The 23,436-nt window shown below is 62.0% G+C and carries 18 protein-coding genes and 1 tRNA gene; 13 read left to right on the top strand and 6 right to left on the bottom strand.

Features of this window, described 5'->3' with window-relative positions; all coding sequences use genetic code 11:
* Window positions 1-108 precede the first annotated feature (108 nt).
* From V8V93_RS13005 to V8V93_RS12990, 4 genes are all read right to left on the bottom strand, one after another.
* The gene (locus V8V93_RS13005) at window positions 109-906 is read right to left on the bottom strand and encodes a formate dehydrogenase accessory sulfurtransferase FdhD (RefSeq protein ID WP_338667021.1); all 798 of its coding nucleotides are present in this window, start codon (window positions 904-906) and stop codon (window positions 109-111) included.
* A 115-nt stretch (window positions 907-1,021) separates the two neighbouring features.
* Window positions 1,022-1,756: a 4Fe-4S dicluster domain-containing protein gene (locus V8V93_RS13000; RefSeq protein WP_338667020.1), complete on the bottom strand. Its 735-nt coding sequence runs from the start codon at window positions 1,754-1,756 to the stop codon at window positions 1,022-1,024.
* A gap of 11 nt (window positions 1,757-1,767) precedes the next feature.
* Window positions 1,768-4,809 (bottom strand): formate dehydrogenase-N subunit alpha, encoded by a 3,042-nt coding sequence (gene fdnG / locus V8V93_RS12995; protein ID WP_338667019.1) that lies wholly within the window; start codon window positions 4,807-4,809, stop codon window positions 1,768-1,770.
* A gap of 528 nt (window positions 4,810-5,337) precedes the next feature.
* Window positions 5,338-5,413 (bottom strand) — tRNA-Asn (locus tag V8V93_RS12990).
* Between the two features lie 277 nt (window positions 5,414-5,690).
* On the opposite strand from V8V93_RS12990, the gene lysS reads away from it, so the two are divergent.
* The 12 genes from lysS (at window position 5,691) to V8V93_RS12930 (ending at window position 21,181) form a co-directional block, all read left to right on the top strand.
* A complete protein-coding gene (lysS, locus tag V8V93_RS12985) occupies window positions 5,691-7,199 on the top strand; it encodes a lysine--tRNA ligase (protein WP_338670191.1) in 1,509 nt (502 codons plus the stop codon).
* Window positions 7,200-7,204: 5 nt separating this feature from the next.
* The gene (locus V8V93_RS12980) at window positions 7,205-8,434 is read left to right on the top strand and encodes a lipoprotein-releasing ABC transporter permease subunit (protein WP_338667018.1); all 1,230 of its coding nucleotides are present in this window, start codon (window positions 7,205-7,207) and stop codon (window positions 8,432-8,434) included.
* Entirely contained in the window at window positions 8,427-9,110 is a 684-nt protein-coding gene (locus V8V93_RS12975; RefSeq protein WP_338667017.1) for an ABC transporter ATP-binding protein, read from the top strand. The genes V8V93_RS12980 and V8V93_RS12975 overlap by 8 nt, the downstream gene beginning before the upstream one ends.
* Window positions 9,100-11,823, top strand: a complete 2,724-nt coding sequence (gene bamA, locus V8V93_RS12970; protein WP_338667016.1) for an outer membrane protein assembly factor BamA — start codon at window positions 9,100-9,102, stop codon at window positions 11,821-11,823. The genes V8V93_RS12975 and bamA overlap by 11 nt, the downstream gene beginning before the upstream one ends.
* A gap of 36 nt (window positions 11,824-11,859) precedes the next feature.
* Complete coding sequence (locus V8V93_RS12965; protein ID WP_338667015.1) at window positions 11,860-12,375, top strand: OmpH family outer membrane protein; 516 nt, start codon at window positions 11,860-11,862, stop codon at window positions 12,373-12,375.
* A gap of 4 nt (window positions 12,376-12,379) precedes the next feature.
* Window positions 12,380-13,420: a UDP-3-O-(3-hydroxymyristoyl)glucosamine N-acyltransferase gene (lpxD, locus tag V8V93_RS12960; protein ID WP_338667014.1), complete on the top strand. Its 1,041-nt coding sequence runs from the start codon at window positions 12,380-12,382 to the stop codon at window positions 13,418-13,420.
* Window positions 13,413-13,871 (top strand): 3-hydroxyacyl-ACP dehydratase FabZ, encoded by a 459-nt coding sequence (gene fabZ / locus V8V93_RS12955; RefSeq protein ID WP_338667013.1) that lies wholly within the window; start codon window positions 13,413-13,415, stop codon window positions 13,869-13,871. The genes lpxD and fabZ overlap by 8 nt, the downstream gene beginning before the upstream one ends.
* Window positions 13,871-14,680, top strand: a complete 810-nt coding sequence (gene lpxA, locus V8V93_RS12950; protein ID WP_338667012.1) for an acyl-ACP--UDP-N-acetylglucosamine O-acyltransferase — start codon at window positions 13,871-13,873, stop codon at window positions 14,678-14,680. The genes fabZ and lpxA overlap by 1 nt, the downstream gene beginning before the upstream one ends.
* A 15-nt stretch (window positions 14,681-14,695) precedes the next feature.
* Window positions 14,696-15,535: an LpxI family protein gene (locus V8V93_RS12945; protein ID WP_338667011.1), complete on the top strand. Its 840-nt coding sequence runs from the start codon at window positions 14,696-14,698 to the stop codon at window positions 15,533-15,535.
* A gap of 133 nt (window positions 15,536-15,668) precedes the next feature.
* Complete coding sequence (locus V8V93_RS12940) at window positions 15,669-16,568, top strand: damage-control phosphatase ARMT1 family protein (RefSeq protein ID WP_338667010.1); 900 nt, start codon at window positions 15,669-15,671, stop codon at window positions 16,566-16,568.
* Complete coding sequence (locus V8V93_RS12935; protein ID WP_338667009.1) at window positions 16,561-19,707, top strand: AsmA family protein; 3,147 nt, start codon at window positions 16,561-16,563, stop codon at window positions 19,705-19,707. Before V8V93_RS12940 ends, V8V93_RS12935 begins: the two co-directional genes overlap by 8 nt.
* A gap of 85 nt (window positions 19,708-19,792) precedes the next feature.
* A complete protein-coding gene (locus V8V93_RS12930) occupies window positions 19,793-21,181 on the top strand; it encodes a YhjD/YihY/BrkB family envelope integrity protein (protein WP_338667008.1) in 1,389 nt (462 codons plus the stop codon).
* 9 nt (window positions 21,182-21,190) lie between these two features.
* Here the strand turns inward: V8V93_RS12930 and tgt are convergent, their stop codons facing one another.
* Window positions 21,191-22,309: a tRNA guanosine(34) transglycosylase Tgt gene (gene tgt, locus V8V93_RS12925; RefSeq protein WP_338667007.1), complete on the bottom strand. Its 1,119-nt coding sequence runs from the start codon at window positions 22,307-22,309 to the stop codon at window positions 21,191-21,193.
* Complete coding sequence (gene nth / locus V8V93_RS12920; protein WP_338667006.1) at window positions 22,306-22,944, bottom strand: endonuclease III; 639 nt, start codon at window positions 22,942-22,944, stop codon at window positions 22,306-22,308. Before nth ends, tgt begins: the two co-directional genes overlap by 4 nt.
* A 120-nt stretch (window positions 22,945-23,064) precedes the next feature.
* Here nth and cutA point away from each other — a divergent pair, with 120 nt between their 5' ends.
* On the top strand, window positions 23,065-23,403 hold the full coding sequence (cutA, locus tag V8V93_RS12915) for a divalent-cation tolerance protein CutA (RefSeq protein ID WP_338667005.1): 339 nt from the start codon (window positions 23,065-23,067) through the stop codon (window positions 23,401-23,403).
* Window positions 23,404-23,436 lie beyond the last annotated feature (33 nt).

Here is a 23,436-nt window from a genome sequence, read left to right as displayed (position 1 = left end):
CATGCTGATCATGGAATTTGGGAAAGGACGTTAGCAAAAAAATATCGACTATGTGATTATAATTCCCGAAACGGGGAAATGGGCGATACCGCCGGGGCGGGACGGGCCTCAGACGTCGAGGCGCCGGCCGTTGGCATAGATGGTGAAGCTGTCCCGGCCGATGCGTCCGATGAGGGTGATGCCGCGCCGTTCGGCCAGCTCCATGCCCGCGCTGGTGGCCGCGGAAAAGCCGCACAGGACCGGAATACGGGCCATGGCCGCCTTGGCCGCCAGGTCCGAGGCCAGGCGGGAGGTGAGCATGGCGATCTCCACCCCGGCCAGGAGGCGGTTTTCCAGGGCCAGGCCCACGGCCTTGTCAAAGGCGCAATGGCGGCTGACGTCCTCGCCGTAGGCCAACAACTCGCCATCCGCCTTGAACAGGGCCGCCGCATGCGTGGCTCTTGTGCTGCGGTACAGCCGCTGGCGCTGCTCGAACCTTTCGCGGAGCCGGAATATTCCTTCGGGGTCGATGCGCGGGCCTCCTGGCAGCGGGCCGAGGGAACGCCGGGGCTTTGTCGTCCGGAGCCTGACCACGGCATGGCCGGGATCGTTGTCCGGAAAGGCCAGGCCGAGGATGTCGGCCGGGGTGCGGATGAGCCCCAGGGAGAAAAGGTGCCCGGCGATCAGGTGCTCGTCGTCTCCCGGGGTCCGCGACAGGATGATGTCTTCGAGGCCGGACACGGTGATGCGCAGGGGGTCCTCCACAGCCACCATGGCCGTGCGGCCGTGCAGCGCACCGTCGCTATAGAGCTCCAGGGAGGTCCCGCGAACCAGTTCGCGGGCCTGTTCCGACGTTTCGTGACAGGGCAGGGCGGGTTCGCGTGAGGGCTGTGTGCGGATGTTCAGGGAGAACTGTGTGGAGGGCATCGGCTGTCCTTGTCGGTTCGTTTTGCGCCGCGCGTTCACCGCCGGTCCCGGAGATGCCGGGCGGCCGGAGCGTCGCGGGGACGCTCCGGCCCGGTTCCGGGTGAGGCGGGACGGTTTAGGCCTTCATCGCCTTGATCGGGCTCGCCAGTTTGGCGAACAACTGCTTCTTGGTCATGGGGCCGGCCTGCTTGGCTTCGGCCACCGCGTACTTATGGTAGGTGTCGGGCGTGTCGGTCATCAGGTAGATGACGTTGACGTCCTCGGGATCGGCCAGGGAGGCCTTGGGCCACTTCTTTTTCAGGAGCGCCAGCCGCTCCTCGGCCAGCTTGAGCATGTCTTCCCTTTCGCCGAAGTTCATGGTCCCGGTGGGACAGGCTCGTACACAGGATGGGGGCAGGCCGTTGGTGATGCGGCCGAAGCACATGGTGCACTTGGACATGAGGCCGGTCTGCTCGTTGCGCCGGGGGATATTGTACGGGCAGGCGTCCCGGACCTCTTCGGCCTGGTCCGGGGTGAACTGCTTGGTCTTCTCGGTGTAGAGCACCGCCCCTGTCTTTTCGTCCTTGAGGATGGCGCCGTCGACGTAGACGTCGCCCACTTCCTTGCAGGGCGGGACCAGGCAGTGGCGGCACTGATCCGGGAAGAAGTTCCAACGGATGGTGCCGGTGGCGTCCATGTAGTCGTGGAAGCGGACCAGCTTGTAGTTGTTCGGGTTCAGGTCCGGCGGATTCTGGTGGCTTCCCCATTGCAGGGTTTTGTTCGCGGGAAGCCCTTGCCACTCCTTGCAGGCCAGTTGGCAGCCGCGGCACGCGGTGCAGCGGGAGGTGTCTATCAGGAAGGTTTTGGACATGACTGTCTCCTTTACCGTGCCAGTTCGGTGAGCTTGTCCGCCTTGCGGACGTTCACGCAGCACGCCTTGTATTCCGGGATGGTTGTGTTCGGGTCGCCCACCGAAGGCGTCAGCCGGTTGGTGGAGTCGCCGCTGCCGGGCGTGGTCCAGCCGAAGCAGTAGGGCATGCCGATTTCGTGGATAATCCGTCCGTGCACCATGAGCGGGCGCATGCGCACCGTGACCATGGCAATAGCCTGGACCTTGCCGCGGATGGATTCGATGATCACGCCGTCGCCGTTCTTGATGCCCTTTTCCTTGGCCAGTTCCGGGCTCATTTCCACATACAGCTGCGGTTCGGCTTCGAGCAGGTTGGGCACGTTGCGGGTTTCGCCGCCGCCGCACCAGTGCTCGGTCAGACTGTAGGTGGTCAGCACGATCGGGTAGTTGGGATCGGCGGGCTTGGCCAGGACGTCGGGCGCGCTGGTGGTGAACTTGTAGACCGGGCTCGAGAGCTGCTTGGAGAACAGGTTCTTGTTCACCGGGGTCTCGGCGGGTTCATAGTGCTCGGGGAACGGGCCGTCCATACGGCCGGGGCCGAACAGGTGGCCGAGGCCGTGCGTCTGCATGATGAACGGCAGCTTGCCCTTGCCGCTGGACAGGGGCGGCCATCCGCCGTCGGGCACGTCGCCTATCCACTTGCCGTCCTGCCACTCGATGACGGCCTTGGCCTGGTTGTACGGCTTGCCGTTCAGATCCACCGAAGCGCGGTTGTACAGGATGCGGCGGTTGACGGGCCAGGACCAGGACCAGTTGGGGTACAGGGCGATCTTGGCCTGCATCGGGGTCTGCGCGGGCGAGCGGCGCAGGGACTTGTTGCCGTCTTCCTCGGTCCAACTGCCGCAGTACAGCCAGTTCAGGCTGGACGTGGCGCCGTCCGCGCTGAGCGCGGTGAAGGAGGGCACCTGCTGGCCTTTCTTGTACAGCTTGCCCTTGACCGTGGTGTCCTTGTGGAAGCGCCCGTTGATGCGCTGGCACAGGTCGTCGGGGTCGAACTTCTCGGGCCAGTCCTGGTTGAGCAGGGGCGCGGCGAAGGTGCCGCCCTCGTTGCGGTACATGTCGCGGATGATGTTGAACAGCGGGACGTACATCTCACCGAAGGGGCGGGTCTGGAACTGCGGGTCCACGCACTTGTGGTGCCACAGGACCCAGCGGCCGGAGTTGGTCACCGAACCGGATTTTTCCATGCGGTGGGCCGAGGGCAACAGGAACATTTCGGTCTTGACCGTCTTGGGGTCAACGTCCGGACGATGCCAGTTCTCCGTGGTCTCGGAGTTGTGCAGCTCGGCGCAGACGCACCAGTCGAGGTTGTCCATGGCCTTGCGGATCTTGTGAGTGTTGGGCACCGAGTTCATGGGATTGAGGCCCATGAAAAAGCCGCCCTTGATCTCGCCCTTGTACATGCGGTCGAAGAGGAACAGGTACGAGTAGTCGTGCCCCTTTTCGATCTTGGGCAGCAGGTTGTAGCAGTAGTCGTTTTGCGCGGTGGCGTTGTCGCCGAACCAGGCCTTGAGCAGACTGGTCATGTATTCGGGCTTGTGCTGCCACCAGTTGGCCGATTCGGGGTCGTGGCTGACCGGGGTGTTGGCCTTGTTGTACAGTTCGAGCGTCTCCCACGGGGCCGCGGGCATAGCCATGTAGCCGGGCAGGATGTGGTAGAGCATGGCGTGGTCCGTGGAGCCCTGGACGTTGGGCTCGCCACGCAGGGCGTTGATGCCGCCGCCGGCCACGCCGATGTTGCCGAGCAGCAGTTGGATGATGCCCGAGGTGCGGATGTTCTGCACGCCCACGGTGTGCTGGGTCCAGCCGAGCGCGTACAGGACCGTGCCCGCCTTGTCCGGACGGCCCGTAGCGGAGAAGGTCTTGTAGACCCTTTCCAACACCTTGGGGGCCACGCCCGTGGTCTTGGACACTTTGTCAATGTCGTAGCGGTCGTAGTGCTTCTTCATCAGTTGGAAGACACAGTTCGGGTCCTTCAGGCTCTTGTCCTTTTTGGGCACGCCGTTGTCGTCCATCTGGAAGTTCCAGGTGGACCTGTCGTAGGACCGGGTCATGGCGTCGTAGCCGGTGAACAGGCCGTCCTTGAAGCCGAACTTCGGGTCCACCAGCAGGGAGGCGTTGGTGTATTCGGACACGTACTCGGGGAAGTAGCGCTTGTTCTCGATGATGTATTTGATCATGCCGCCCAGGAAGGCGATGTCCGTGCCCGAGCGCAGGGGCACGTGGAAGTCGGACCGGGCCGAGGTCCGGGAGAACTTCGGGTCGACATGCATGACCGTGGCGCCCTTGTCCTTGGCGCGCAGGACGAATTTGAAGGAAATGGGATGGTGCTCGGCCGCGTTGCTGCCCATGATCAGGATGGAATCGGCGTTGGCTATGTCGGTCCAGTGGTTGGTCATGGCCCCGCGCCCGAAGGACTCGCCCAGGGCGGACACGGTGGAGCTGTGGCACACGCGGGCCTGGTGGTCCATGTAGACGATGCCCAGGGCCCTGGCGAACTGGTGGGTCAGGGCGCATTCCTCGTTGGAGGCATGCGAGGTGCCGAGCAGGAACATGGACTCGATGCGGTTGACGGGCTGACCGTTTTCGTTGCGCAGGATGAAGTCCTTGTCGCGGGTATCCTTGACCCGTTTGGCGATCTGATTGAGGATCCAATCCCAGCTTTTCTCCTCCCACTTGTCGCTGAAAGGAGCCCGGTACATGGGCTTCTGCAGCCGGTTGTGCTCGGTGGTCATGGACAACATGGCCGCGCCCTTGGCGCACAGGGCACCCTCATTAACCGGATAGTCGGGGTCGCCCTCGGAGCTGACCAGCTTGCCGTCTTTGACGTAGCCGATGACGTTGCAGCTCACGGAACAGAAGGGACAGACGGTCAGGATTTCCTTGGCGCCGGTGATCTTGAGTTGCGCGGCGTACGCCTTCACGGGAGCGAGGTTGAAACCCAGCTGCCCCAGCGTCATGCACGCAGCTCCTGTTCCTGCGAGCTTGAGAAAGTTTCGGCGATCCAATTTCATGAGGATGCCTCCTTGAGTTTTGCCGTACCGCTCACCGCACGGGCATTAGACAGAAGAGTGTGTTGAGCAATTTTGTAATTACCATAAAAAAACTTATGATTTCATTATGTTCATTTGAGCAAGGCCCTGTTTTGAGGCGATATTTGGTGTCAAACAGTTGGGATGATCGGTGTTGGATTAATATAGATATTATAAATAATAGATATTTATAAATCTGATTAGTTATTTTCAACACGTCAAAATCATGGGATTTTTTGTCGGTGTCAAATTGCTGTAGAGTGCGGATAGCATAAAAATGAGGGAAAGAACCGAAGCCGGGGTGGCAAGGGGGGCGCGCGGCGGTTTTGGCGATGCTGCGGCGAGGCAGCCCGGTGTCGGTGCGAGGGAATGAAAAGAGGGGCCGCAATGGGCGGGAAATGGATGTCTTCCGAGGTTGGCAGGGGCGGGAGAGGGAGGGGCGGTTCGGGGAGTGGGCGGTCGGGGAAATGAGAAAGGGCTGCATCGTTTGATGCAGCCCTCTTGTTCTCTTGGCTCCCCAGCACGGACTTGAACCGCGAACCTAGTGATTAACAGTCACCCGCTCTGCCGATTGAGCTACTGGGGAACATTTCTCGTCGAAGCGAGAAGAGTGTTTAAACAAATCGTTTCGGGGGTCAAGTAAAAAACGTAGACTTTTTCAGGAAAATGCAAATAAGGTTTTACCGGGGTCTAAGGTTCCCATTTTCTTGACGGCATCCATTATATGGCTTACGGATTCAACGTCTCTCGCATTTATCTAGATTTACGGGGAGACAGGGAACAAAATTTTGGGACAAGATATTAAAAAAGCAAAGAAAATTAAGCTGGCTACCAAGTCGCCCCACGCGGCCCGGTTCATGCCCATGCTCGAGGCTCTCGAGGCCAAGGACGAACTCAATTCCGTCATCAAGACGCGCGTGGAAAAGGCGTGTCTTCTCTTGGACAACGACATCGACCTGTATCCCAACAATTTTCGGCGGGATACGGAAATCCAGTCCGTCTGGGACCAGTATGGGGAGAAGGACGGCGAAGTTCTTGAAAAAACGGACTTCGAGTTCACCATTGCCGGGCGAGTGGTTTCCTACCGCTCCTTCGGCAAGGTCACCTTCTTCCACATGCAGGACCGCAGCGGCAGCATCCAGGTCTACGCCGCCCGCGACGAACTCGGCCCTGACGAATACCAGCTCTTCAAGAAGACGGACATCGGCGACATCGTCGGCGTGACCGGCTCCCTGTTTCGGACCAAGACCGGCGAGCTGACCGTCAAGACCAAACATTTCCAACTGGTGACCAAATCCATGCGCCCTCTGCCCGAGAAGTATCACGGGCTCAAGGACGTGGAGACCCGCTACCGCCAGCGCTACGTGGACCTCATCGTCACGCCCCGGACCAAGGAGATATTCCTGGCCCGCACGGCGATCATCCGCGAGTTGCGGAACATCCTGGACGAGAAGGGATTCATGGAAGTGGAGACGCCGATGATGCAGGCCATCCCCGGCGGCGCCACGGCCAAGCCCTTCGAGACCCACCACAACGCCCTGGACATGAAGCTCTACATGCGCATCGCGCCCGAGCTCTACCTGAAACGCCTTCTGGTGGGCGGGTTCGAGCGGGTCTACGAGATCAACCGCAACTTCCGCAACGAAGGCATAGACACCCAGCACAACCCCGAGTTCACCATGCTCGAGTTCTATTGGGCCTATGCGACGTTCGAGGATCTCATGGACCTGACCGAGGAGATGTTCTCGCGCATCGCCGAAAAGGTCGTCGGTTCGACGGTGGTCCCGTACCAGGGACAGATGATCGACCTGACGGCGGGCACCTGGACGCGTCTGCCTTTCCATGAGTCCCTGGAAAAGGTCGGCGGGGTTTCCCCGGAGATCTACCGTGACTACGACAAGTGTGCGGCCATGGTCCGGGAGAAGGGCGAGAAAGTCGTCGAGGGCGAGAAACTCGGCAAGCTCCAGGCAAAGCTCTTCGACATCCTGGTCGAGCCCAAGCTGGTCCAGCCCCATTTCATCTATCATTACCCGACGGATATCTCGCCGTTGTCCCGCAGAAACGAGGACAACCCAGACATCACGGATCGTTTCGAACTGTTCATGACCGGCCGCGAGCTGGCCAACGCCTTTTCCGAACTGAACGATCCCGTTGACCAGCGGGGCCGTTTCGAGATTCAGGTGCAGGAGAAGGAGGCCGGTGACGAAGAGGCCCATTTCATGGATGAGGACTACGTCCGCGCCCTGGAATACGGCATGCCCCCGGCCGCAGGCCAGGGCATAGGCATAGACCGCCTGGCCATGCTGCTCACGGATTCCGCCTCCATCCGTGAGGTCATCCTCTTCCCGCTGCTCAGGCCGGAGGCCGGGTAGGGTCTATGCGGTTTGAGACCTTTGTCGCACTGAGATACCTGTTCGCCCTGCGCAAGCAGTCGTTCATTTCCGTCATATCCCTGTTCGCCATCTGCGGCGTGGCCATCGGCGTGGGCGCGCTCATCGTGGTCATCGGGGTGATGAACGGGTTCTCGACCGACCTGCGGGACAAGATTCTCGGCGTCAACGCGCATATTTTGGTCACGTCCATGCGCGGCGGCATCAGCGATTATCAGGAACTGGCCGACGAGGCGAAACAGGTTCCGGGCGTCACGGGTGTGACGCCCTTCGTCTATTCCGAGGTCATGCTCTCCACCCGTACCGGGGTCAAGGGCGTGGTCCTGCGCGGTATAGATCCGTCCACCTCCTCCTCGGTCCTGTCCCTGTCCAAGGACATGATCAGCGGCAGCGTCTCTCGCCTGAACGACTCCGGAGACTTCCCCGGAATCATCATCGGTTCGGAACTGGCCAAGCGGCTCGGCCTGACCGAAGGGTCACTGGTCAACCTGCTCTCGCCTTCGGGACGGTCCAGTGCGGCCGGGTTCACGCCCAAGGTGCGCCGCTTCACCGTGGCCGGCATCTTCCGCACCGGCATGTTCGAATACGATTCTTCCATGGGGTACGTCAGTATCCCGGCCGCGCGCCAATTGCTTGGCTTTAAGGGCGACGTGGTCTCAGGGCTCGAAATCAGCGTGAACGACGTCTACAACGTGAAGAAGATTTCCAACGACCTGCGCGACAAGATATCGTCGTTTTCGGTCTTCGTGCGCAACTGGCAGGAGATGAACGCCAACCTTTTCGCTGCATTAGAGCTCGAGAAGACGGCCATGTTCATCATCCTGGCCATGATCGTTCTGGTCGGCTCCTTCTCCATCGTGACCACCCTGGTCATGCTGGTCATCCAGAAGACCAAGGACATCGCCGTGCTCATGTCGCTGGGCGCGGACAAAAAGAGCATCCGCAACATCTTCATGTTCCAGGGAACGTTCATCGGGCTGGCCGGGACGCTCATCGGCTTCCTTATCGGGGTGCCGCTCAGCCTGCTGCTCAAGGAATACCAGTTCATCAAACTGCCGAGCAACGTCTATCCCGTGGATTACCTGCCGGTCCGTCTGGAGGCGCTCGACCTGTTCACCATCGGCGCCGCCGCGTTCCTGCTCTGTTTCGTGGCCACCATTTATCCCGCCCGCCGGGCTGCGGGGTTGAGTCCGTCGGAGGCCTTGCGTTATGAGTAGGGAGGCGATATACCAACTGATTGACGTCAGCAAGGAGTTCGACGGGCCATCCGAAGTGGTCCGCGTACTCCGCAATGTCGATCTGGAAATTCCCCGTGGCGAGTCCCTAGCCATTCTGGGGGCGTCGGGGTCCGGCAAGACCACGCTGCTGCACATGCTCGGCACGCTGGACACCGTGACCAGCGGAAAGATTTATTTGAACGGTGTCGATCTCGGCACCTTGGGAGACAGGGAGCGGGCGGAATTGCGGAACAAGGAAATAGGGTTCGTCTTCCAGTTCCATCATCTCCTGCCCGAGTTCTCCACGTTGGAGAACGTGGCGATGCCCGCCTTCATTGCCGGGAAGGGGCGCAGCCAGGGGTTGCGCATGGCACGGGAGGCCCTCGACATGGTTGGACTTGCGCACAGGCTTGAACACAAGGTAACGACCCTCTCGGGCGGAGAAAGGCAGCGGGCGGCCATTGCCAGGGCCATCCTCCTTCGTCCCAAGGTCCTCCTTGCGGACGAACCCACGGGCAACCTCGACGAGGAAAACGGCTCCAGAATCGGCAAGCTGCTGACTTCGCTTAACAATGAATTGGGTATGACCTTTATCGTCGTGACACATAATCCGGAACTCGCAGCGATGATGCATCGGCGCTTCGAACTGCGTTCAGGAGAACTCTATGCTCAGTAATCTCGCTCGCGGTCTGGCGATGGGGATGGTCGCCGTCTTCGTCCTGCTGGCCGCTGCAACGGGCCATGCCGCCGAAAAGCTCAACCAGGACGTTTCCGTCGCCGTGCTGCCCTTCGAGGTCAATGCTGGCGACGACCTGAGTTATCTCAAGGACAGCCTGCCCGAGCTGCTGACCGACCGGCTGAAGGAGGCCGGATTCAAGGTCGTCGCGCCCGAAGAGGTTGGCCGGGTGTTGACTGACAAAGGGTACACCCAATTCGACCCGGACAGGGCCCGCGAAATCGCCCTGTTGTCAGGGGCCCAATTTTCCGTCTACGGCTCCCTGAACCAGATCGGGGAGAACCTGACCATCGATGCCCGCCTGGTCGACGCCTACGCCAAGGGGCCGGGCAAGAAGCTTTCCGTTACCAAAAAGGGGCTGATCAACCTGCTGCCCGCCGTGGACGCCCTGGTGGACCGCATGCGCATGGACCTCCTGCGCCTGGACATTGTTTCCGAGATCGACGTGGAGGGCACCAAGGTCCTGGACAAGGACGTGGTTCTCATGCGCATGACCATGCAGAAAGGCGACATGATCACCCCCAAGTCCATCAACACCGCGCTGAAGAACGTTTACGACCTCGGTTATTTCGACGATGTCCGCGTCCGGGTTGAGGACGTCGAGGACGGCAAGAAGGTCATCTTCGTAGTCAAGGAGAAACCGCGCATCCAAGCCATCGGCGTGCGCGGGGCCAAGGAGATCGACTCCGCCGACATCCTCGAAGCGGTGTCCACCAAGAAGGGCAGCGTCATCAACCCCAAGGTCCTGTCCGACGACATCCGCGTCATCCGGGAGATGTACCGCAAGGAAGGCTACTACAAGGCCAACGTCACCCAGGAGATCGAGGATGCGGGCACCGGCATCGCCCGGCTGACCTTCGTCATCGACGAGGGGCCGCAGCTCTATATCGAGCACGTCATCATCGACGGTGCCAAGCAGCTCGACCCCGACGACATCAAGGGCGTCCTGGCCCTCAAGGAGCGCGGCTGGCTCTCCTGGATCGACGACTCCGGCGTGCTCAAGGAGGAACTCCTCGACCGCGACGCCGCCGCCATCATGGCCTATTACCAGTCCAAGGGCTTTTTGACCGCCAAGGTCGGCCAGCCCGAGGTTGAGATCAAGGACGACGGTATCGACGTCATCTACAAGGTATGGGAAGGCGACCGTTACAAGATGGGTGACACCTCCTTTACCGGCGATCTCATCGAGGACCCGTCCAAGCTTCTCCAGGTGACCAAGATCGACGAACTCAAGACGGAAGGCCAGTACTTCGACCGGCTCATCCTCAGGGAGGATATCTCGGCCCTGACCTCGTACTACAATGATTACGGCTACGCCTACGCCGACGTGGGCGTGAAGCTCGAGGACGACCCCGAGACCAAGGTCGTCAACGTGGTCTACAACATCAGCAAACACCAGCGGGTGCACATCCGCAGGGTGCTCATTGAAGGCAACACGGTCACCAGGGACAACGTCATTCTGCGCGAGATGCGCCTGGCCGACGGCGATCAATTCAGCGGCGAAAAACTCAAGCGCTCCAGCCAACGGCTGACCAACCTCGACTTCTTCGAGAAGGTGGACATCGCTCCGGTGCCCACGGGCAACCCGGAGGAGATGGATCTGGTGGTCAAGGTCAAGGACAAGGCCACCGGCAAGATCAGCGGCGGCGTGGGCTACTCCACCTATGACGGCGTATTCTTCGGCGGCGAAATCTCCGAAAAGAACCTGTTCGGCCGCGGCTACAACGTGGGCTTCAACGGCCAGATCGGCGGGTCCAGCACCGAGTACGTCCTCCATTTCACCAACCCGCACATCAACGACACCGATCTCGGCTTCGGCAGCAAACTCTACTCCCGGACAACGGATTATGCGCAGTACAACATCTCCGGTAACGGCGGCACGGTGAACTTCTTCTATCCCATCGGGGAATATACCAAGCTCCAGTGGGACTACAACCTGGAGGCATACGAGATCACCGACGTCTCCGACAGCGCTTCCCAGGACATCAAGGACGACGAGGGGTCGCATCTGGCCTCCGTGGTCGCCGGTACGGTCACGCGCGACACCCGTGACGATTTCCGCGACACCACCACGGGCACCCGTGCGAAGCTGAGCATCTTGTTTGGCGGCGGCCCCCTCGGCGGTACCGATAATTTCATCAAATACATCGGTGAGTTCGAATGGTGGCAGCCGGTGCTTGAACAGGTCGTCTTCCACTCCAAGTTCTGGGCCGGCTACCTGCACAAGAATTTCGGCGGCGACGATGTGCCCACCGCACAGCGGTTCGACCTCGGCGGCGTGTACACGGTTCGCGGCTATTCCAATTACCTGATCACGCCGACCGAAGGGCCGGATTCCGATGCCGCCGTCGGCGGCGTCAAGGCCTTCTACACGAACCTCGAACTTAAGCGTCCGATCAGCAAGGAACTCGGCATCGTGGCCTTGGGCTTCTTCGACGCCGGCAACTCCTGGAAGGAAGACGAGCGGTGGTTCGAGTCCGTGGAGCGCGGCAGCGTGGGCAAGCCCTCGCTCGGCCTCTACAAGAGCGTCGGCGCCGGCATCAACTGGTATTCCCCCATTGGTCCCGTGGGCCTGATCTATGCTTACGCACTGGATGATCTGGCCGACTCGAAGCAACACACCTTCGAGTTGATCATGGGCCAGCAATTTTAACCCGACATTGCCTTCAATCAGTCAAGGAGTCATACAATGAAAAAGATCTGTCTGTTTGCCATTTGCTTCGTCTTCCTGCTCCAGGCCGCGGCCTTCGCCGAAACCAAGATTGCGGTCTTCAGCACCAAGGAGGTCATGCAGAAATCGGCCTATGGCAAGGAAGTGCGCGACAAGCTCGACGCCAAGTTCACCGCCCGTGGCCAGCAGCTCAAGAAGGAGCGCGAAGATCTCGAAAAGCTGAAAATGCAGATCGACAGCAACGCCTTCGAGGGCAAGGTCCTGCAGGACAAGGTGACCGAGATGCGCCGCCGCGGGCGTGACTGGAACGAGGATTTTTCCGTTTACCAGAAGGCCATCCAGGCCGAGCAGAACGAGTTGGGTAAGCCCGTGCTCAAGATGCTCGAAAAGGTCGTCATGGATTACTGCAAGTCCCACGGCTACACCATCGCCTTCGACAAGCAGACGCCCGGCCTGGCCTACATCGCCGACGGTCTGGACATCTCCGATGCGCTCATCAAGGCACTCGACAATGCCAAAAAAACCGGAAAGTAAGTGAATGACCATAAAGCTGTCCGCCCTGGCCGAAGAACTCGGCCTTGAATATACCGGTGCGGATAGGGACATCGCCGGGGTGAACACCCTGGAAAAGGCCGGTCCCGACGACCTGTCGTTTCTGGTCAATCCCAAGTATCTGCATCAGCTGGAAACCACCAAGGCCGGATGTGTCCTCACATCCGGCTCTTATGCCGCCAAGGTCCCGTGTGCGCTCGTCAGTGAGAACGTGTATATGGACCTGGCCCGGGCGGTGAACGTCTTCGCGCACCCGCAGGGCTGCCTCTCGGGCGTACACGCGCTGGCTTTTGTCCATCCGGACGCCGACGTGGCAGAGTCCGCCACCGTCTATCCCTTCGCCTTTGTGGGCGAGGGGGCTGTGGTCGGGCCTGGCACCGTAATCTTCGCCGGCTCCTACGTGGGCGAGGGGACCGTGATCGGCAAGGGGTGCATTCTCTATCCCAACTGCGTGGTCATGGGGGGCCTGACCCTGGGCGACAATGTCATTCTCCAGCCCGGCGCGGTACTCGGCGGCGACGGTTACGGCTACGCCCAGACACCGTTGGGGCACATGAAGATTCCCCAGATCGGGACCGTGGCCGTCGAGGACGACGTGGAGATCGGCTCCAACACGGCCATCGACAGGGCTGCCCTGGATACCACCCGCATCCGCCGGGGCACCAAGATCGACAACCTGGTCCAGATCGGCCACAACGTGGAAATCGGCGAACATTGCCTTATCATCGGGCAGACCGGTATCGGCGGCTCCACCGTGGTCGGCAACGGGGTGGTCCTCGCGGGCCAGACCGGCGTACCCGACAACGTGAAGATTGGCGACGGGGCCATGATCGCGGCCCAGAGCGGCATACTCGGCGACGTCGAGCCCGGTAGCAAGCTCGCGGGCAGCCCGGCCATCCCGGCCAAGGCCTACTTCAAGGCCGTGGGGGTGTGTACGCCCAAGCTGCCCGAGCTGTTCAAGCGGGTGAAGAAAATGGAAAAAGAACTGGCCGCACTGAAAGCGGCCGCCGGAGTGAGCGATGAGTAATCAATTCCCACTCGATATACGCAAGATCATGGAGATGCTTCCGCATCGCTATCCGTTCCTGCTGGTGGACCGCGTGCTTGAATACGAACCGGGGGTCCGCCTCAAGGCCATGAAGAACGTGACCATGAACGAGGAGTTCTTCCAGGGGCACTTTCCCGGCCTGCCCGTCATGCCGGGCGTACTGCAACTGGAGGCCCTGGCCCAGACAGGCGCGGTCTTCGTCATGAACTCCTTTGACGAGCCCCTTGAGGACAAGGTCTTTCTGTTCACCGGGCTGAACAAGGTCAAGTTCCGCAGGCCCGTGGTCCCGGGCGATCAGTTGATCATGAGTGTGCATTTCGAAAAACAAAAATTGAACATTTGGAAGATGCGCGGCGTCGCCGAAGTGGACGGGCAAGTGACCTGTCAGGGCGAATTCTCGGCCGCCATCGCCAATAAGGGGGACATGTAATGTCCAGTCAGATCCATCCCAGCGCCATCATCCATCCCTCGGCGGAGCTGGGAGCCGATGTCCGCATCGACCCGTACGTCGTTGTAGGGTCCGACACCAAGATCGGCGACGGCACCTTCCTGGAGGCCCACTGCGTCATCCAGGCGAACACGGAAATCGGCAAGAACAATCATATCCATCCCCACGCCGTTATCGGCGGCGAGCCGCAGCATGCGGCCTTCAAGGGGGAGACGACCTTCACGCGCATCGGCGACGATAACATCATCCGCGAGTGCGTGACCATCCACCGCGGCACGGTGCAGGGCGTGCAGGAGACCGTCATCGGGTCGGGGTGCATGTTCATGGCCTATTCGCACATCGCCCACGACTGCAAGATCGGCGACCACGTCATCCTGGCCAACGCCGTGCAGCTTGCGGGCCACGTCGAGGTCGGCCGCAACGTGATCATATCCGGCATGTCGGCGGTCCAGCAGTTCATCCGCATCGGCGAGTATTCCTTCCTCGGCGGCGCCAGCGGCTACAAGCTCGACGTGCCCCCGTTCATGCTGGCCCACGGCGTCCGGGGCATGCTCTTCGGCCCGAACCTCATCGGGCTCAAGCGCAATGGCTTCGATTCGGCCGCATGCAAGGGGCTCAAGAAGGCGTACAAGATCATCTTCCGCTCCGGACTGACCAAGGAACAGAGCCTGGCCCAGGTGGAAGAGGAGATTCAGGGCATCCCTCAGGTGGACCGCCTCGTCTCCTTCATCCGCGAGAGCAAGAACGGCGTGGTGCCCGACCACAAGCAGCGCTGTTCCAACGGCCATTAACCCTTGCGGAGCGGCATGACCGAGCCCGTCAGCACCATCGGCCTCATTGCCGGAGGCAAACAGTTCCCCGTCCTGGTGGCCCGTGGCGTCAAAGCCAGGGGCCACCGGCTCGTGGTGGCAGGGTTCACCGGCCACACCAACATGGACGTGGCCCCCATGGCCGACGTCTTCCGGGAACTCAAGCTCGGCAAGCTCAACCAACTGATCACTTTTCTCAAGGGCGAGAAGGTGGACAAGGTCATCATGGCCGGGACCATCGAGAAGCCCAAGGTCATGGACATCCGCCATCTGGACATGCGGGCCATCAAGCTCATCCTCGGCCGCAAGGACAAGGGCGACTCGGCGCTGCTGGGCATCATCGCCCGGGAGTTCGAGAAGGAGGGCATGACCGTGGTCCCGGCCCACGAGTACATGCCGGACCTGCTTTCGCCCGAAGGGGTCATGACCCGGCGCGAGCCGGACGAGCGAGAGTGGGGCGACCTCCGGTTTGCCTGGAACATCGCCAAGGAACTCGGCCGGTTGGATGTGGGTCAGTGCGTGGTGGTTCGCGAGGGCATCGTGGCCGCCGTGGAGGCCTTGGAGGGCACGGACGAGACCATGCGCCGCGGCTTTTCCTACGGCGGCCCCGAGTGCACGGTGGTCAAGGTCTTCAAGCCAGGCCAGCAGAAAGAGGTGGACCTGCCGAGCCTCGGCCTGGACACCCTCAAGCTCATGGCCGAGGGCAAGGCCACCTGCCTGGGCGTGGAAGCGGGCAAGAGCCTGTTCTTCGACCGCGAGGCGGCCATCGAGTTTGCCGACAAGTCGGGCATCACCGTGGTCGGCCTGACATCGGAATCCTTTCCCGAATCTTCCTGACATCTTTCGAACGATTCCATCCGTTGCCTTGCCAATGGCGGGGGGTTGTGCGATTACTCTTTGAAGTCATGGAGTTATGGTTGGCCATACCCTCTGCGGCACATGTGTTGCCTTTTCAAAGACGGATTGTTTGATGGATACTGCCCTCGAATGCATGCCCTGTTTCAAGCGGATGGCGGTCCGGGAGGCGGAGATTGCCTGCCCGGACGACCCGGCTCTCCGGGAAGAGATCGTGGCCCGGTGGGAGGCGCTTCTCCCCCGGCTGGACATGGACGAGCCGCCGCCGGCCATCGCCCGCCGCCTGGCGGAACTGGTCCGCGAGGTCTCCGGGTGCACCGACCTGTACGCGGAGGACAAGCGGGCAGCCAATGCCTTTGTCCTCGGGCTGTTGCCGTCCCTCAGGGAGAGGGTGGAAGCCCGGCGGCTCGGGGGCGATCCCCTGGGGCTGGCCTTGGAACTGGCCATCATCGGCAATTATATCGATCGGGGCGTGGAGCTTGATTTCGACCTGGAAAAGGAACTGGCCGAGGTCGCCGATTCCGTATCCCCGGACGTGCTGGCGGCCTTCCGAGAACAGGTGGTCGAGGGCGCGTCCGTGCTCATCCTGGGCGACAACACCGGCGAGATCGTTCTGGACACCCTGTTGGTCCGTGAGCTGACCCGGCTCGGCTGCGAGGTCACCTACGCGGTCCGCTCCCGGCCCGTGCTCAACGACGCCACCATGGCCGATGCGAAGGCCGTGGGTATGACCGAACTGTGCACCGTGGTCGAGTCCGGCGCGGACACGCCCGGCACGGTCCTGAGCCGCTGCACGGAGGAATTCATCGAGCGCATGCGCGGCAGCGACGTCATCCTGAGCAAGGGGCAGGGCAACTTCGAAGCCTTGGACGGGCTCTGGCCCGGCGTGTTCTGCGCCTTCAAGGTCAAGTGCCCGCGCATAGCCCGCAAGACCGGCCTCAGGTTCGGCGCGAGCGCCCTGTGCATGAGCGTCCGCGAACGGAAGGACAAGGGAGACGGGGAAGAGCATGCTTAGGCGGCTGCCGCGCATCCTCGTCGAGAGCCTGGTGGCCCTCATCCTGGTCTGCACCGGCGTGCTGCTGTGGGCGTCCTACTATATCGACACCGGCGAATTCCGCACCCGCTTCACCCAGACCCTGGAGACCGTCCTGGGCCGTCCCGTGACCCTTGGCGGGGACATCGACATCGCGGTCTGGCCTCGGCTGGCCCTGACCGTGGAGGATCTGACCATCGGCGAGGCACCGGGCTTCGGTGACAATCCGGCGGCCCGGTTCGACGACATCAGCATCAGCGTACGGATCATTCCGCTCCTTTCCCGGCACATCGAGGTGGAATATCTGGAACTCAGCGGGGTCAAGGGGGTCGTGGTCCGCGACGACAGGGGCGTCTTCAACTGGCAGTCCCTGGTGGAGCGGAGCGGTTCCGGCGCCGCCATGGACCAGGGCTGGACATTCGCCGTGGACAGCGTGGAGATATCCAAGGCCGAGATCGTGTTCCGCGACGAGATGGCGGCTACCGAGTACAGGCTTTCCGGCATCGACATCCACACGGGCACCGTCGCCCTGGGCGGGGATGTGCCGTTCTCCCTGAAGAGCGGCTTTTCCTGGGCCGATCAGGGGATCATCGCGGACCTGGTCCTCAAGGGCATGGTCCGGGTCATGGATGACGGCACTCCGCCGGTCTTCTCCCAGACCAGCGTCCAGGCCAAGGTGTACGGAAGCTTCCTGCCCAAGGGCGCCGAGCCGGGCGAATTCATCGCCAACCTGGGCCTGGACTGGGACAAGCGGACCGTGGCCTTCGAGGATTTCAAGGCCAGCCTGTTCGGTCTGCGCGCCGAGGGCGACGTGACCAGCGGCGACCTGGACAAGGGGCTGGACTTCAAGGGCCACGTCACCGTGCATCCCTTTGTGCCGCGCACGCTTATCGCCCGGTATGCCCCGGACCTGCCGGTCAAGGACGTGGACGGGCTGGACAGCAGCGCCGTGGCCTCCTACGTGCACGTCAACGAGGACGGCGCGAGCTTCGAGAACCTGGCCTTGACCCTGGACGACATCACCGTGCGCGGTCAATGCGGCTTCAAGGGCTGGTCAAGGCCGGTTTTCGACTTCGCTCTGCGTGCCGACACCATCGACCTGGATCGCTACCTGCCCCTGTTCCGCACCGGCACCCCGTTCCTGTGGGACGATTTCAGCCTGCCGTTCTTCCGGGCCTTCCGGGGCAGCGGCACGATCCGGGCGGACGGTTTCGAGGTGTTGGATACCCTGGTTTCGGACATCCGCCTGAAGGTGGCCGCCACGGACAAGGGCATCACCTTCGACGCCGGGGCCATCCGTGAGGGCATGGCCTCCCTCGGCGGGAACATGACCGTGGCTCTGGGCACGAACAAGAAGGGCGAACCGACGCTGGCTCTGAACGGGGTGGTCGACGCCGAATCCCAGCGGCAGGGATTCGAATTCCTGCAGCGGGCTCCGGTGCGCGTGGACGGTCCGGCAACGGCCCATCTGGAATTTTCGGTCCCGCCCATGTCCTGTCCGCCCGAAGCCCGTTCCATCTACATCCTGCAACATCTCGACGGGCTCGTCCGGCTTTCTCTGGGCGAGGGCAGCGCCGAGGTCGAGCGGCAGAAGGGCGGCCCCCTCTCTCTCAAATATGCCAAGGCCGACCTGGAACTGAAGGTCCGCCCCGATGGAAAGGGCGGCAAAGGGGTCTGGAACGCCCTCCTGTCGGCGGGCGTGAAGATGCGCGGTTCCGGCGATCTGGAAATGGTCAACGCCACGGCGGAAGGGCCGCTTTCCACGGCCGTCGACGAGTTCCGCGCCAAGAGCCCGGGCATGGCCGTCAACGGTTACCTGACCACCCCCTTGTTGCCCAAGGAGGCCAAGCGGCTGGCCTTCGGCGGGACCGTGGCCTTCGACTCGCGGGACGGCAGCGCCGCACTTGCCGACGGTGTGCTCCAGGTCCTGGAGACCACCCTCACGGGCGATGCCCGACTGGCCGGACCGACCAAGGACCGGCGGGTGGAGGGCAGCCTGACCTTGGCCCAGGTCGATCCCAAGCGCATCGTCTATCTCCTGACCGGCGATAATCTCCGCACCAGAGACACCGACGCCCTGCGCAAGGCGTCCCTGAGGGCGCAATTCAAGGCCGACGGCAAAGGATTCACCCTGAGCGAACTCGGCGGCGAACTGGACGGCACCCAGTTCAAGGGCCACGTGGTCGGCACCGGATACGCCCGACCTCTGTTCGCCTTTTCCCTGGCCGCCGGAGCCTTCAATCTGGACCGTTACCTGGCGCCGGCTCCGGCCCCCACCTTGAACGATATCCGCGCGGACAGGAAACCCGAGTCGACGCCCACGGACCTGCCCCTGAAATTCCTCCGTTTTCTCAAGCTCAACGGCAAGGTCTTCTTCCAGGAGTTCACCCTGGCCCGCGTCCACAGCGAGTCGCTGGAAGGCTTTGTCCGCGCCAACGATGGGATCATCCATCTGGCCAAGATGCACGGCACGCTCCATGGCGGGGCGCTCGCGGCGGACCTGGAAGGCAAGGCCGGAGAGAAGGCCCTGGACCTGCACCTGCTGCTGGACGTGAAGGGCATGCAGGCCGGCCCGTTCATGAAGGACATGGCCGACCGCGAATATCTGCGCGGCGAGACGGACATCAAGGGGGACCTGCGCAGCGTGGGGCGGACCGACGACGACATCCTGGCGAACTTGAACGGCACGGCCTCGGTCAGAATCACCAACGGCTCGTTCAAGTTCACCGGATGGGACATCCAGCCCAAATCAGTCGACACGGGCCGGGTCGGGCAGATCGGTGCGGACCGGCAGCGCAAGTCCAACGGTCGCACGGCCTTTCGCCGGTCATTCACCGAGGCCACGGTGAAGCAGGGGGTGTTCACCCTCGACAAGTGCCGGCTGGAGGCCCCGCCCGTGCTGCAGGCTTACGGCGAGGGCGGCTTCAGCCTGCCCGCCAATTCCATCGACGTGTCGATCCGCAACGATTTCGTGGCGGTGCCGAGTGTGACCCTGCACCTGACGGGCAAGCTGACCGACCCCAAGGTGGAGGTACCCACGGGCCGGATACTCAACGACACGGTGCTGAATATCCTCAGCCTGCCCAAGAAGTCCTTCGAATTTTTGCGGGATTTGTTCTGATCAAGGCGCGGTCGGCTTGCCTGCGCGTCCGCAAAGGGTGTAAGCGACAAGCAGGATGGAACCTTTTTCCCCACGTGGAGCGGTCATGAGTCTGGAGCGGAAGGTCGTACAGCTAAAGAGGCATTTTGTGGAGGGTATCTGGAAGCGCAACACCCAGGATACCCCATATCTGGTGCGCACCTGGCGGGGGGCCTGCCGCATGCTCTATCTGGTGGTCTTCAGCTTCATGAAGGACCAGACCATCATCCGAGCGGCGGCTCTGACCTTCACCACCATCCTGTCCATCGTCCCGTTTCTGGCCGTGGCCTTCTCCATTTCCAAGGGGTTCGGGTTCCAGAACACCGGGAAGATGCGAGACCTGATCCTGCATCTGACCACGGGCCAGCCCGAGGTGGCGGACAAGATCATCGAATACATCGACCGGACCAACGTTCAGGCCCTGGGCTGGGTCGGTGTGGTCACGCTGCTCATCACCGTTCTTTCCCTGGTCGGGACCATCGAAAAGGCCTTCAACGTCATCTGGAGCGTGAACAAGGGGCGCTCCGCCTGGCGCAGGATAACGGACTTCTTTCCGATCATTCTCTTCGGCCCGATCTTCATGTTCATCGCATCGAGCTTCAACTTCAGCCTGCAAAATCAGGATTTCATCGCCAGGATGATGAGCCTCAAGGCCATCGGCTACCTGGAGACCATGTTTCTCAAGACCGTGCCGTATCTGTTGATCATCATGGCCTTTTCCATGATGTACGCATTCATCCCCAACACCCGCGTGCGCATCCGCGCCGCGCTCATCGGCGGCGTGGTCGGCGGCGTCCTGTGGCAGATGGCCCAGTGGCTGTACATCAATTGGCAGATCGGGGCGGTCAAGTACAACGCCATTTACGGCAGTTTCGCCCAACTGCCCCTGCTCCTGGTCTGGATCTACCTGAGCTGGGTCATCGTCTTGCTCGGGGCCCAGGTGAGCCATGCCTGGCAGAACATAAATTCCTTCGTCAAACAGCGCTATTTCGGCACGGCCACGCCCTATGAGCGACAGAAGATCGCGGTATTGATGATGGTTGTGCTGGCCAAGCGCTTCCACGAGGGCAGCCCGCTGCCGTCCGTGGAGGAGATATCCGATGGCCTCATGGCCCCGGCCACCCTGGTCTCGGATCTGTTCGGCGTGTTGCAGCACGCGGGCTACACCGTCCCGGCCGAAGTGCCGGGGTGCGAAGTCTACGCCCCGGCCCGCGAGTTGTCGGACGTGCGCGTGCTCGACGTCATCCGGGCCGTGAACATGGAGGGGGAGCAGCGGGTATTTGCCGAGTTCGACCAGAAGTACGGCTTTCTCGACCGCATCTTGGGGGACCTGGGCGAGGCCACGGCCAACAGCCCGGCCAACCTGACCCTGCTGCAATGCGCCGAGGAGTATCCCGGCGCCGTCTTCAACATCGTTCCGGAAGACGAAGCGGGGCGCTGCCCGCAGCGGTCCTGACCGAATCCCCTAACGCTGGCCGTAGGCCGCTTCGTACTTAGCCTTGAGTTCCCGGAAGGTGCCTTCCTCGATGGCCTTTCTGATCTGCTTCATCAGGTCCAGGTAGAAGTACAGATTGTGGTAGGTGTTCAGCCGGTAGGAGAGCAGCTCCTTGGCCATGTACAGGTGCCGCAGATACGCTTTGGTGAAGTTGCGGCAGGTGTAGCAGCCGCAGTTCGGATCCAGCGGCGAGTCGTCCTCGGCGTATTCGGCCCGTTTGATGTTGACCTTGCCCGTGGAGGTGAACAGGGTCCCGTTGCGGGCGTTGCGCGAGGGCAGGACGCAGTCGAACATGTCCACGCCTGCCGAAACCCCTTCCAGGATGTCCAGCGGGGTGCCCACGCCCATGAGGTAGCGCGGCTTGTCGGATGGCAGCTTGGGCGCGATGTGGTGCAGGATGTCGTACATCTCTTCGGTTGACTCGCCCACGGACAGGCCGCCGATGGCAAACCCCTCGAAGTCGATCCCGCGCAGTTGTTCCAGGCTGCGGTCGCGCAGGTCCTTGTAGAACCCGCCCTGGACGATGCCGAACATGATCTGGTCGCCGCTGCCCTTGGGGTAGTGGTCGCGGCAGCGCTGCGCCCAGCGGGTGGTCATCTCCAGGGACTTCTCGGTGTAGGCGCGGTCGTTGCCGTAGCCCACGCACTCATCGAGCACCATCATGATGTCCGAGCCGAGGTTTTTCTGGATGTCGATGGCCTTTTCCGGGGAGAAAAAGTGCTTGGAGCCGTCGATGTAGGAGCGGAATTCCACGCCTTCCTCGGACAACTTGCGGATGCCCTCCAGGCTGAAGACCTGGAACCCTCCTGAGTCGGTCAGGATGGGGCGCTTCCAGTTCGCGAACTTGTGCAGGCCGCCGCGTCGGGCCACCAGCTCGTCGCCGGGCCGCAGGTACAGGTGGTAGGTGTTGCCCAGGATGATCTGGGCCTCCATTTCCTCCAGGTCGAGCGGGGTCAGGCTCTTGACCGTGCCCTGCGTGCCGACCGGCATGAAGATGGGCGTCTGGATGTCGCCGTGCGCCGTGCTCAGGGTGGCGCGCCGGGCCAGGTTGTCCGTGGCATGGATGGTGAAATCGCCGGGCCTGGTCATTGGTTGACCCCCTTTTTCGGGCAGATGTCGTTGAGTTCGCAGATGTCGCACTGGGGCTTGCGGGCCGGGCAGACCTCCCGGCCGAAGAAGACCAGGAGATGGTTCACGTCGCCCCAGGCATCCTGCGGAAAGAGGGGCATGAGATCCTTTTCTACCTGCACGGGTTCGGTCTTGGTCGTCAGCCCCATGCGGAAGGCCAGCCGCTTCACGTGGGTGTCCACGGCGATGCCCTCGTTCACGCCGAACGCGTTGGCCAGGACGATGCTTGCGGTCTTGCGGGCCACGCCGCCGAGCGTGATCAGTTCGGCCATGGTCCGGGGGACCTCGCCGCCGTATTCGCTCATGATCCGCTGGGCCGCGGCCTTGATGTTTTTGGCCTTGTTGCGGAAAAATCCCGTGGACCGGACCACGTCCTCGATCTCGGCCACGTCGGCTTCGGCCGCGTCCCTGATCTCGGGCCAGCGCTCGAAGAAGACCGGGGTGACCTTGTTGACCCGTTCGTCCGTGCATTGGGCGGAAAGGGCCGTGGCCACCAGCAGTTCCCAGGGATTGGTGTAGTCCAGGGCCGGTTTGGGAGAGGGATACCGCTTCGAGAGGCGGTCGAATATTTCTGCTGCGCGTTCTTTCTTGTTCATGTGTACTCCGTGTCGGAGGGTTGTTAGCACCTGCGGCCGCGCGGCTCAAGCGCCAAAGATTCCGCCCTCCGGTTGCGTCCTTCGGCGAACCATGTATCATCCATGAAAACGGAGGAACCCATGTCCGAATCGTTCATCTACATCACCTGCGCATCTCCGGATGAGGCCGAGACCATCGGGGCCATGCTCGTGGAGCGGCGGCTGGCGGCCTGCGTGAACATCCTGCCCGGCATGCGCTCGCTCTACTGGTGGCGGGGAAAGGTGGAACGGGGCGAGGAGACGGTGCTCATCGCCAAGACCAGGGACGGCCTGGTGGAACCGTTGACAGATGCCGTCAAGGCGGCCCACGGGTACGAGGTCCCGTGCGTGGTTTCCCTGCCCATCACCGGCGGCAACCCGGACTTTCTCGAATGGATTCGGACCGAGACGGTGGGCGGCGGTGAAAAGGGCTCCCGTTGACAGGGGGGCGGCCCTGCACGTAGGTTCGCGTCA

Source organism: Pseudodesulfovibrio sp. 5S69, assembly GCF_037094465.1.
Taxonomy (GTDB): domain Bacteria; phylum Desulfobacterota; class Desulfovibrionia; order Desulfovibrionales; family Desulfovibrionaceae; genus Pseudodesulfovibrio; species Pseudodesulfovibrio methanolicus.
This window is presented reverse-complemented; position numbering and strand designations above follow the sequence as displayed.

Coding starts and splice junctions, on each gene's coding strand:
- V8V93_RS13005 (WP_338667021.1), bottom strand. CDS start 906: ATGCCCTCCACACAGTTCTCCCTGAACATCCGCACACAGCCCTCACGC.
- V8V93_RS13000 (WP_338667020.1), bottom strand. CDS start 1,756: ATGTCCAAAACCTTCCTGATAGACACCTCCCGCTGCACCGCGTGCCGC.
- fdnG (WP_338667019.1), bottom strand. CDS start 4,809: ATGAAATTGGATCGCCGAAACTTTCTCAAGCTCGCAGGAACAGGAGCT.
- lysS (WP_338670191.1), top strand. CDS start 5,691: ATGCTCGAGGCTCTCGAGGCCAAGGACGAACTCAATTCCGTCATCAAG.
- V8V93_RS12980 (WP_338667018.1), top strand. CDS start 7,205: ATGCGGTTTGAGACCTTTGTCGCACTGAGATACCTGTTCGCCCTGCGC.
- V8V93_RS12975 (WP_338667017.1), top strand. CDS start 8,427: ATGAGTAGGGAGGCGATATACCAACTGATTGACGTCAGCAAGGAGTTC.
- bamA (WP_338667016.1), top strand. CDS start 9,100: ATGCTCAGTAATCTCGCTCGCGGTCTGGCGATGGGGATGGTCGCCGTC.
- V8V93_RS12965 (WP_338667015.1), top strand. CDS start 11,860: ATGAAAAAGATCTGTCTGTTTGCCATTTGCTTCGTCTTCCTGCTCCAG.
- lpxD (WP_338667014.1), top strand. CDS start 12,380: ATGACCATAAAGCTGTCCGCCCTGGCCGAAGAACTCGGCCTTGAATAT.
- fabZ (WP_338667013.1), top strand. CDS start 13,413: ATGAGTAATCAATTCCCACTCGATATACGCAAGATCATGGAGATGCTT.
- lpxA (WP_338667012.1), top strand. CDS start 13,871: ATGTCCAGTCAGATCCATCCCAGCGCCATCATCCATCCCTCGGCGGAG.
- V8V93_RS12945 (WP_338667011.1), top strand. CDS start 14,696: ATGACCGAGCCCGTCAGCACCATCGGCCTCATTGCCGGAGGCAAACAG.
- V8V93_RS12940 (WP_338667010.1), top strand. CDS start 15,669: ATGGATACTGCCCTCGAATGCATGCCCTGTTTCAAGCGGATGGCGGTC.
- V8V93_RS12935 (WP_338667009.1), top strand. CDS start 16,561: ATGCTTAGGCGGCTGCCGCGCATCCTCGTCGAGAGCCTGGTGGCCCTC.
- V8V93_RS12930 (WP_338667008.1), top strand. CDS start 19,793: ATGAGTCTGGAGCGGAAGGTCGTACAGCTAAAGAGGCATTTTGTGGAG.
- tgt (WP_338667007.1), bottom strand. CDS start 22,309: ATGACCAGGCCCGGCGATTTCACCATCCATGCCACGGACAACCTGGCC.
- nth (WP_338667006.1), bottom strand. CDS start 22,944: ATGAACAAGAAAGAACGCGCAGCAGAAATATTCGACCGCCTCTCGAAG.
- cutA (WP_338667005.1), top strand. CDS start 23,065: ATGTCCGAATCGTTCATCTACATCACCTGCGCATCTCCGGATGAGGCC.